General features: G+C 70.2%; 4 protein-coding genes. 3 read left to right on the top strand and 1 reads right to left on the bottom strand.

Annotation, left to right across the window (positions count from 1 at the left end):
* Positions 1–109 precede the first annotated feature (109 nt).
* From ACIBAF_RS02585 to ACIBAF_RS02575, 3 genes are all read left to right on the top strand, one after another.
* Positions 110–7,054, top strand: a complete 6,945-nt coding sequence (locus tag ACIBAF_RS02585; protein WP_399461234.1) for a polymorphic toxin-type HINT domain-containing protein — start codon at positions 110–112, stop codon at positions 7,052–7,054.
* Positions 7,055–7,056: 2 nt separating this feature from the next.
* Positions 7,057–7,467 (top strand): hypothetical protein, encoded by a 411-nt coding sequence (locus ACIBAF_RS02580; protein ID WP_399461233.1) that lies wholly within the window; start codon positions 7,057–7,059, stop codon positions 7,465–7,467.
* 493 nt (positions 7,468–7,960) lie between these two features.
* The gene (locus ACIBAF_RS02575; protein WP_399461232.1) at positions 7,961–8,932 is read left to right on the top strand and encodes an arabinan endo-1,5-alpha-L-arabinosidase; all 972 of its coding nucleotides are present in this window, start codon (positions 7,961–7,963) and stop codon (positions 8,930–8,932) included.
* A 19-nt stretch (positions 8,933–8,951) separates the two neighbouring features.
* On the opposite strand, the gene ACIBAF_RS02570 is transcribed toward ACIBAF_RS02575, so the two are convergent.
* Positions 8,952–10,724: a pyridoxal phosphate-dependent aminotransferase gene (locus ACIBAF_RS02570; RefSeq protein WP_399461231.1), complete on the bottom strand. Its 1,773-nt coding sequence runs from the start codon at positions 10,722–10,724 to the stop codon at positions 8,952–8,954.
* Between the last annotated feature and the right edge of the window lie 73 nt (positions 10,725–10,797).

The following is a 10,797-nucleotide window of genomic DNA, read 5'->3' as shown; positions in this document are numbered from 1 at the left end:
AAAGTGGGGATTGTCGCATTGCCTGTGCATTGCTTGTCAGGGTGATCGACAGCGCTTACTGTCTGACCGTTCAACACTCGGTCACACAGAGTGAGGGGGAGGTCCTTTTGTGGACCACTTGATAAGACAACTGCGCTACTTCGGTCACTGGACCAGATCCACGTCCCTGTTCGTGGGGCTCGTGCTGTTCATCGGGCTGATACCCGACGACGCGAGCGCCGCCGCAGGGAGCACCCGGATCTCCGACGTCAAGCGCGATCCGTCCGTCCCGGGCCGGGACTTCAGCAAGAAGCGGCCCGCGACGCGCGACGAGGCCACGGGCGCCTTCAAGCCCGCCGCGGGGACCGTCCCCGCCCGCACCTTCACGACCCTGGTGACGGGCCGGAACGACAAGCTCCCGAAGAAGCCGCCACTGACCACCGGTGCCGAGCCGGGTACGACAACGGGTACGGCAACGGGCACGAAGCCGGGAGCAACCGCCGTACAGACCGGCCCGCTGAAGGTCCGTCAGGTCGCAGCAGCCAAGACGACCAGGACCGCCCGTGCCGCCGACCCCGGCAGCGCCGTCCAGGTCCAGGTCAAGGACGCGACCGCCGCCCGTAAGGCCGGCGTGCAGGGGCTGTTGTTCACGGCGGCTCCCGCGACGAACGGCCTCGGTCCCGCCGCGTCCGGCGCGGTCGAACTGGAGCTGGACTACGCCTCGTTCAAGGACACCTACGGCGGAGACTGGGGTTCCCGGCTCCGCCTCTACCGGCTTCCGGACTGTGCGCTGACCACGCCCGAGCTGGAGCGCTGCCGTACCCGCAGCGCGCTGCCCGGCGCCAACGACGCGTCCGCGCACACCGTTTCGGGCCGCGCCGCCCTGGCCGCCGCGAGCGCCGCGCCCGCCGTGTTCGCCGCCGCCGCAGAGGCCTCCGGGCCCGGCGGCAGTCATGCGGCGACCTCGCTGTCGCCGTCCGGCTCCTGGATGGCGGGCTCCTCCTCCGGCGGCTTCTCGTGGAGCTACCCGATCGAGGCGCCCGAGGTCCCCGGCGGCCCGCAGCCCGAGGTCGAGCTCTCCTACTCCTCCCAGGCCGTGGACGGCCGCACCGCCTCCACCAACGCGCAGTCCTCGTGGATCGCCGAGGGCTGGGACTACGAGCCCGGCTACATCGAGCGCCGCTTCCGCTCCTGCTCGGACGACAAGGATCCGATCAAGGACGACAAGGGCGTCGAGCAGAAGCCCAACAACTCCGGTGACAGCGGCGACCTGTGCTGGGGCTCCGACCACGTCGTGATGTCCCTGGGCGGCAACACCACCGAACTCGTCAAGAAGGACGGCACCGACGACTGGCGTCCCGCCGACGACGACGGCTCCCGCCTCCAGCGCAAGACCGGCGCGGCCAACGGCGCCAAGGACGGCGAGCACTGGGTCCTGACCACCACCGACGGCACCCAGTACCACTTCGGCCTGAACAAGCTGCCGAACGCCCCCGACGGCACGGTCACGAACTCCGCCCTCACGGTCCCGGTGTTCGGCAACCACCCCGGCGAGCCCTGCCACGCCACCGCGTATCTGGACTCCGACTGCGCCCAGGCCTACCGCTGGAACCTGGACTACGTGGTCGACCCGCTCGGTGACGCCATGACCCTGTGGTGGACCAAGGAGACCAACTTCTACGGCCAGAACATGAAGGCCGACCAGCAGATCTCCTACACCCGCTCCGCGCAGCTCGCCCGCATCGACTACGGCCTGCGCTCCGACAAGCTGTTCGGCGTCCAGCCGGCCGGCCGGGTCGCCTTCACCACCGCCGAACGCTGCATCCCCACCGCGACGTTCGACTGCGCCGAGGCCAAACGCACCGCCGCCAACGCCAAGAACTGGCCGGACGTGCCGCTGGACCAGGAGTGCGCGTCGGGCGCCAAGTGCACCGACAAGTACTCCCCGACGTTCTGGACCACCAAGCGCCTGACGAAGATCACCACCAGCGTGCTCTCCGGCAGCGCCCTGAAGACCGTCGACTCCTGGGCGCTGGAGCAGTCCTACCCGGCCACCGGCGACGGCACCTCCCCGGCCCTGTGGCTGGACGCCATCGCCCGCACCGGCCACGGCGCCGGCGCGACCGCCGCGATGCCGAAGGTCACCTTCGCCGGCATCCAGCTCGACAACCGCGTCGACAAGGTGGAGGGCCTGCCGCCCTTCTCCCGCTACCGGGTGCACGCCATCGACACCGAGACCGGCGGCCGCATCGGCGTCACCTACTCGGCCCGCGACTGCCAGGCCCTGGAGCCCAAGCGGATGCCGGCGTCCCCCGAGTCCAACACCATGCGCTGCTTCCCGCAGTACTGGACGCCCAAGGGCGCCCTCAACCCGGTGAAGGACTGGTTCCACAAGTACGTCGTCACCGAGGTCCGCGAGGAGGACCTGGTCACCGACAGCCCCGCCAAGGTGACCAGCTACGAGTTCATCGGCGGCGCCGGATGGGCCTACGACGACAGCGAGTTCACCGAGAACAAGCACCGCACCTGGTCGCAGTACCGCGGCTACGAACGCGTCCGCACCCGCCAGGGCGCCGGCGACGACGTCAAGCAGCTCACCGAGCACCGCTACTACCGCGGCCTGCACGGCGACAAACTGCCCTCCGGGACCCGCAGTTCGGACGTCACCGACAGCGAGGGCAAGACATACGCCGATCTCCCGCAGTACCAGGGCCAGTTGCTGGAGCAGATCGCCTACGAGTCCGACGGCGGCCCCGTCGACTCGGCGACCGTCACCACCCCCTGGGCGGTGAAGACGGCCACCCGTACCCGCGCCGGAACCACACCCCTGGAAGCGTGGATGACCCGCCCGGAGAGCGTCCGCACCCGCGAACGCGTCAAGGGCGACACCTGGCGGACCTCCACCGAGACCACCAAGTACGACAGCTACGGCCTGCCGTACGAGGTCGAGGAGAAGACCCCGGGCGGCAAGATCCGCTGCTCCACCGTCGGCTACGCCCGCAACACCATCGCGTACCTGATCGAGCCGGAGTCCCGCGAGAAGACCGTGCTCGGCGCGTGCGGCACCACCGGCGGCGAAATCGTCGAGGACACCCGCACGTTCTACGACAACCTGGCCTTCGGCGCCGCCCCCACCAAGGGGCTGCCCACCGAGGTCCAGGAACTGAACGGCAAGGGCGACGGCTACGTCACCATCGACCGCACCGAGTACGACATCCACGGCCGCGAGACCGCGACCTGGGACGCGGACAACCGCAAGACATGGGTCGAGTACACGCCCTCGACCGTGGCCCGTCCGACGAAGCAGGTCTCCACCGACCCGCTGCTGCACACCGAGACCACGGTCTTCGACGACGTGCGCGGCCTGCCGCTCACCGAGACGGACGCCAACGGCAAGACGGCCACCATGCAGTACGACCCGCTGGGCAGGCTCCTGAAGGTCTGGGAGATCGACCGCGACCCGGCGACCCAGACCCCGACGGCCACGTACGACTACGCCGTGCGCCGCGACGGGCCGACGATCACCACGGCGCGCACCCTGAAGGACAACGGCGAGTACGCGGTCTCCTACGAGATCCTCGACGGTCTGATGCGCGAGCGGCAGACACAGGACGAGGCCGTCGGCACGGGCCGCATCGTCAACGACACCTTCTACGACAGCGCCGGCCGCAAGTGGAAGGAGAACGAGGGGTACTACAACACCGCCGAGCCCGAGGCGAAGCTCCTCCAGGTCGGCGACAACGAGGTCCCCTCCCAGAACCGCACCCTCTTCGACGGCCTGGGCCAGCCCACCGCCGACATCACCTACTACCACGGCACGGAGAAGCTGCGCACCACGACCGAACGCGACGGTGACGTCTCCACGACGATCCCGCCCGGCGGCGACACCGTCACAGCCGTCTTCGAGGACGCCGAGGGGCGCGTCGAGAAACTGCGCGAGTACACCGACAGCGCACGCACGAAGTGGCGGGACACCCTCTACCAGTATGACGCCCTCGACAACCTGGAGAAGGTGACCGCCCCCGGCGGCGCCGCAACCTCCTTCGAGTACGACAAACGGGGCCGCCAGACCGCGGTCGTCGACCCCGACGGCGGACGCACCGAGATGCGGTACGACAACGCGGACAACGTGATCGCGACCGTCGACCCGTTCCAGCGGACCCTGGTCACCACGTACGACGACGGCGGCCGTCCGACCGCCCTGCGCGAGGGCAGCGACACCGGCCCCAAGCGCCTGGAGTGGACGTACGACAGCCTCGTCAAGGGCCTTCCGACGGCGGCGGTCCGCTACGAGAACGGCCGTGAGTACCGGGAGGAGGTCACCGCCTACGACAACGCCTACCGGGTGAAGTCGTCCAGGACGGTGATCCCGACGGAGGAGACCGGTCTCGCCGGCTCCTACGAGTACACCTACTCCTACACCCCGACCGGCAACCTCGCCTGGGTGGAGGTTCCCGGCCTGGGCGGCCTTACCACCGAGCGGGTCGTCTTCCGCTACAACTCCGACGGCCTGCCCATTTCCATCGCCGGCGCCTCGGCCTACCTGGCGGGCGTCGACTACTCGGCGTTCGGCGAGGTCCTGCGCACCGACGCCGGACCGGCGGGCAAGAAGGTCTACGGCTCCTACGTCTACGACGAGTTCACCCGTCGTCTGCAGACGGCGACCTTCGACCGTTCCCTCGCCCCGGGCCGCATCAGCGAGACCCGGTTCGGCTACGACCAGGCCGGCAACGTCACCAGGATCACCGACGTGCCCGGCAGCGCCTCCCCGGACTCGGGCAGGACGGACACCCAGTGCTTCGTCTACGACCAGCTGCGCCAGATGACCTCGGCGTGGACGGCGAAGACGGAGGAGTGTGCGGCGGCCCCGGCCAAGGACACGGTCGGCGGCCCCGAGGCCTACTGGCAGTCGTACCAGTACGACGAGGCGGGCAACCGCAAGACGCTCGTCGAGCACGACGCGACGGGCGACACCACGAAGGACGTCACCCGCTCGTACGTGTACGGCAAGACGGGCGTCGGCGGCCCCAACGCGCTGGCGGAGATCAAGTCGGTCGGCCCGCAGGGCGAGCGCCTCAACACCTTCGCCTACGACAAGGCCGGCAACACCGTCGGACGTCAGAACGGCGGCACCAACCAGACCCTCGAATACGACGTCGAGGGCCAGCTGCGCAAGGTGACCGCGCCGGTCGAGGGCGGCGGCACCAAGGCCACGTTGTATCTGTACGGCGCGAACGGCGAACGCCTCATCCGCACCGGCGCGGACGGCAGCCGCACGCTGTACCTGCCGGATGCGGAGCTGACGGTCGACGCGGCCAACTCGAGCGCGAAGGCGGAGCGGTTCTACGGGCATCCGGACGGCTCGGTGACGGTCCGCGCGACCGGCGGCGCCCGTCAGCTGATGCTGGCCGACCACCACGGCACGTCCCACACGGTCGTGGACATGGTCGACCCGGCGATGGGCGTCACCCGCCGCAAGTCGATGCCGTTCGGTGAGGAGCGTGGGCAGCAGCCCAGCACCTGGCCCGGACAGCGCGGCTTCGTCGGCGGCACGGTCGACAAGGACACGGGCCTGACCCGCCTCGGAGCCCGTGACTACGACCCGGCGACGGGCCGGTTCATCCAGGTCGACCCCATGGTCGACTACGGCCAGCCAGCCACGATGAACCCGTACGCCTACAGCAACAACGCCCCGGCCACGTTCTCCGACCCCTCGGGCGAGTTCTTCCCGGTCGTGGTCCTGGCCGGTATCGCGGCCCGCATCGCCATCCAGGCGGCGATCCGTGCGGCAGCCCGCCGCGCGGCGATCATCGCGGCCCGCAAGGCGGCCCAGGCGGCGGCCCGTCGGGCGGCGGCGCTGGCCCGCAAGCGCGCCCTGGAGGCCGCGAAGCGCGCGGCGGCGAAGGCGAAGCGGGAGGCGGCCCGCAAGGCGGCCGCGGCGAAGCGAGCCGCGGCGAAGAAGGCGGCGGCCCGCGCGGCGGCCAAGCGGGCGGCGGCCCGCAAGGCGGCGGCCCAGGCCCGCGCCCGCGCGGCGCGTGCGGCGGCGAAGAAGGCGGCGGCCCGCCGGGCCGCGGCCCGCAAGGCGGCGGCCCGTCCGAAGCCGCGCGCCAAACCCCGCTCGCAGCCGAAGCCGCGTCCCAAGCCGTCACAGGTGAAGCGGGCGGTGAAGAAGGTCGCGAAGGAGGTCCGGGAGGAGGCCAAGGAGAGCGCCAAGGAAGAGGTCCAGGCTCAGGCCTGCGAGGTCAACAGCTTCGTCCCCGGCACGAAGGTCCTGATGGCCGACGGCTCGGCGAAGCCGATCGAGAAGGTCAAGGCCGGCGACAAGGTCGTCGCCACCGACCCGAGGACGGGTGAGACCACCGTCCGGACGGCCACGGCGACGATCGTCGGCAAGGGCGCCAAGCACCTGGTCCGCATCACCTTGACGGTCCACGACGGCTCGACCGCCGATGCCAGGACGACGACGGTCACCGCGACGGCCGGTCACCCGTTCTGGGTGCCGTCCCTGCGGGAATGGGTCGACGCCGGTGAACTGAAGCCGGGCCAGTGGCTCCAGACGTCCTCGGGCACCTGGATCCAGATCGGCGCGGTCGAGGCATGGACGGCGAAGAAGGCGACGGTCCACAACCTGACCGTCACGGATGTCCACACGTACTACGTGCTCGTGGGGGCGACGCCGGTCCTGGCGCACAACTGCGGTGATGCTGGGTACGCGGACGTCTACCTGGACGACCAGCAGGGCCACGCGTCGATCGCGGTGACCCACAACGGCAGGACGATACACACCGAAGCGGGCTCGCGCGAGGGCGAACCGTCCATTCCTGGCGAGCGGACACGGGACCATGCCCCTGGGACCATCGTCATCAGGATTCCGTTGCCCAACGCTCGCAGGGCGCAGCAGGCGCAGTACGCCATGGAGGGCGTGAACCTTGGTCCCCACAACCGGGAGAGGAACAACTGCGTGACGTACTGCAAGAGAATCCTGGAAGCCGGAGGCTTCACAGTTCCACAGGAGACCTCGGCGAACATCTCAGGCTGGCTCCTGAACACCAGTCATCGGCAAAGGAGGCTTTGACAGTGGCGGATGACGGCTGGGACTGGTTGAGGGATCAGCCGCCGGTCTGGGAGGCGCCCGAGGGACTGCGCACCCCGACTGCCTCGGCGAGTCTCAACCTCGGCGTACAGGTGATCGGCAGCAACATCGTCGGTAACGACGTCGTCGAGATCGTCGCGGAATACCTGGCCGCAGACGCCCGGCTCGAACTCTGGATGGGCCGCCATGAGCCGCCGCTGACTCTGCGGCAGCAGTTCGAGATCAGCCGGGGGACGAGCGAGGCGCTACGGCTCGCCCACCAGGCCTGGCTGGAGTTCGAAGGGGCCCATCACGCCGCGGGCGGCAAGCTGGCACAGGTCCGGGAAGAGTACGAGAAGCTGAAGGCGGCCCTGCGTGAGGCCACCGACACCTTCGTGCGGGCCCGGAGCGAATAGCGGAGGACCGAGGCACCGGTTGACAGCCTGTCGGCCGGGGCCTCGGTTTCACGTTCTCAGGTGGCAGGTGGCAGGTGGCAGGCGACATGGGCAGTTCCTTCGTCGACAGGTTCGGGTACCTGGCTGTGCGGGCGGGACCACGTCAGGCGAGTACTCCTTTCCATGTGCTGGAGACTGGGAGTCATTCGGCGACGATGCCCGCGACGGCTGTGCGGGGACGCTGTTCGAGTACTGGGACGAGCTCTCGGTGAGGCGGTTCCTGCAGGGAGTCCTGGACGATCCCGTCATCCGGGAGACGCCGGAGATCGGCTGACCCGAAGGCGGTACGACGGCTCCCCGGGGGACTCCCTCGGGGAGCCGACCGGTTCTCGAAGACTTTCGAGTGGCTGCGCGGACCGTTGACGCGCAAGGGGTTCGATTCTACGGTCCGGTCCGACGACGCGACTGCTGTTCGATATCACGAACGGTGGGCCCCCACTGAAGGAGCGTCCGCATGAGCCGTACCTCACGCAGGGCCGCTTTGCTTGCCGTTCCGGCCGCGATTCTGCTCGCCCTGACCCCCACCGCCGCCTCCGCCTACCCCAACCCCGGCACGGTCACCGGGTCCACGGTCGTGCACGACCCGACCATGATCCGCACCTCCGGCGGCCGCTACCTCCTCTACGCCACCGGCGGCGGCCTCGCCTACCGCACCTCCACCGACCGCATCGCCTTCAGCGCGGGCGGCGACGCCTTCGCCACGAAGCCGGGCTGGTGGTCGTCGTACGGCGCGACGGAGGCCTGGGCGCCCGACATCTCGTACCAGGGCGGCAAGTACCTGATGTACTACGCCGTTTCGACCTTCGGCTCCAACAAGTCCGCGATCGGACTGGCCGGTTCGTCGACGGGCCTGCCCGGCTCCTGGACCGACTACGGCGCCGTCTACACCTCCACCGCCTCCAGCGACTACAACGCCATCGACCCGAACCTCTTCGTCGACGACGACGGCAAGTGGTGGCTGTCCTTCGGGAGTTGGTGGACGGGCATCAAGATGATCCGCATCGACCCGGCGACCGGCAAACAGCTCGCCTCCGACACCGCCCGGCGCTCGATCGCCGCCCGCCCCACCGGGACCAAGGCCGTCGAGGCGCCGTACATCGTCAAGCGGAACGGGTACTACTACCTCTTCGCCTCGTACGACACCTGCTGCGCCGGCACCAGCTCCACCTACAAGGTCAAGGTCGGCCGCGCCACGAGCGTCACCGGGCCGTACTACGACAAGAACGGCGTCGCGATGACCAACAACGGCGGCACCCCGGTGCTGGAGTCGCATGGGCGCTACATCGGCCCCGGCGGCCAGTCGATCATGCACGACACCGACGGCGACCTGATCGTCTACCACTACTACGACGGGAACGACAACGGCACGCCCAAGCTGGGCGTCAACCTGTTGAACTGGAACACCGGCTGGCCCGTCGCCTACTGACCCGACCCCGGCCCGCCGCTCAGCCGGCCTGTCCCATGCCCGCCGCGTTCGGCCAGCTCTGGGCGTTGGGCCAGCCGGTGGCCGCCGCGGGGGAGAGGCCGTTGGTGCCGCGGACCTGGGCGGCGGTGAGGCCGCCGCGGGCCGGAACGCCGGTGGGGGTGGGCCCCATCGGCGGGGCGGCGGGTGCCATCGCGGGTGCCATGGCCGCCGGCGCCATCGCGGGCGCCATGGCCGCAGGCGTCATGGCGGCGGGCGCCATGGCCGGTGCCATGGCCGCGGGCGCCATCGCGGGTGCCATGGCCGCAGGCGACATTGCGGGGGCCATCGCGGCAGGCGTCATCGCCGCAGCCGGGGCCATCGGCGGGGCCGGCTGCGGAACGGGGGCGGGGGCCGGGGCGGGAACCGGGGCCGGGGCCGGTACCGACTGGGGGAAGACCTGGGCGGCCGCCGGCATCGGCATTCCCGCCCCGTCGGACGGAGACGGCTGCGCCGCCGCCGGGGCGGTCATCGCCGGGGCAGCCGCGGCCGCGGCCGCGACCAGCCCCGGCGCCGGCATGCCCATGGCCTGAGCGGCAAGGCCCTGCATGCCCGCTCCGTTGGTGACCAGCCGGTCCACTGCCGCCGTGCCCGAGCTGTAGCCGGCGCCGGCGCTCAGCTCGGGCACGGGGGCTCCCCTCCTGGTCCCGTAGAGCACCTGTTCCAGGCCGGACACCAGGCGACGCACGTCCACCTGGGGGCGCACCACGAGCCTCAGGAAGCGGCTGGAGGAGCCGATCTTGTTTCCGCACTCGCGGACCAGGATGCGATGCTCGGCGAGCAGCCGGTCGCGGACCACGGTGCCCTCGGCGCCGACGGGAAGCCGCACGAAGAGGAAGTTCCCCTGGGAGGGGTAGACCGTCAGGCCCGGCAGCGCGCTGAGCTGGCTCGCCATGTCGAGGCGGTCGCGGCGGACCTGCATCAGGCTCTGCGCGTACTCGGCGCCGTGGTTCTTGAGGATGAACACCACGTGTTCCGCGAAGGAGTTGAGGTTCCACTTCGGGAGCATCGAGCGGACCTTGCCCGCGAGCGCCGGGTTGGCGACCAGGTAGCCGAAGCGGATGCCGTGCAGACCGAAGTTCTTGCCGAGGCTGCGCAGCACGATCACGTTCGGCCGGAGCATGGCCTCCTGGACGACGCTCGGCTCGGCCTCCGCGTCCGCGAACTCCAGGAACGACTCGTCGATGACGATCAGGTCCAGGTCGGCCATCGCGTCCATGAACTGCACGATCGCGTGCTTGTGCAGGAAGCCGCCGTCGGGGTTGTTCGGGTTGCAGATCACGGCGACACGGGTGCCGCGGGCGCGGATGAACTCGGCGTACTGGGCCAGGTCCAGGGCGAAGCCGCTGGACTCCTGGAGCGGGAACATGTCGACCCGCTTGCCGGTCTCCATGGGCTGGTCGGTCCAGCGGCCGAAGGTGGGGACGGGGACGGCGAGGGACTCACGGACCAGCAGGTGGTCGATCCAGGTGATGAGCTCGGTCGAGCCGTTGCCCATCGCCACGGCCTGCGGCGGAAGCTGGAGCAGACTGCACAGCTCGGCGGTGATCGTGTCGGCGCTGCTGGGGTAGTACGTGATGATGTCGCGCAGCCGGGCGGCCATCTCGTCGAACATGGCCGGCGTCGGGAAGTACGGATTGCACGGGATGCAGAAGTCCACCGGACCGACACCCTCGCCGCCCTCGCGAGTCAGCGCCGCCATCGACGGGCTGTGCGCCGCGGTGTTGCGGAACAACGAGGAGACGTTGTCGGCCATGGAACCTCCGTATGGGGCGGGCCCGGCGGGGACGACCGGGCCCGTCGTCATTGGGTGGCCCGCGCGGGGGAGC

The sequence above is a fragment of the Streptomyces sp. NPDC051677 genome (genome assembly GCF_044453465.1).
In the GTDB taxonomy this organism is placed as follows: Bacteria; Actinomycetota; Actinomycetes; order Streptomycetales; family Streptomycetaceae; genus Streptomyces.
Note: the sequence above shows the minus strand (reverse complement) of the source record. Positions and strands in the feature narration are given on the sequence as shown.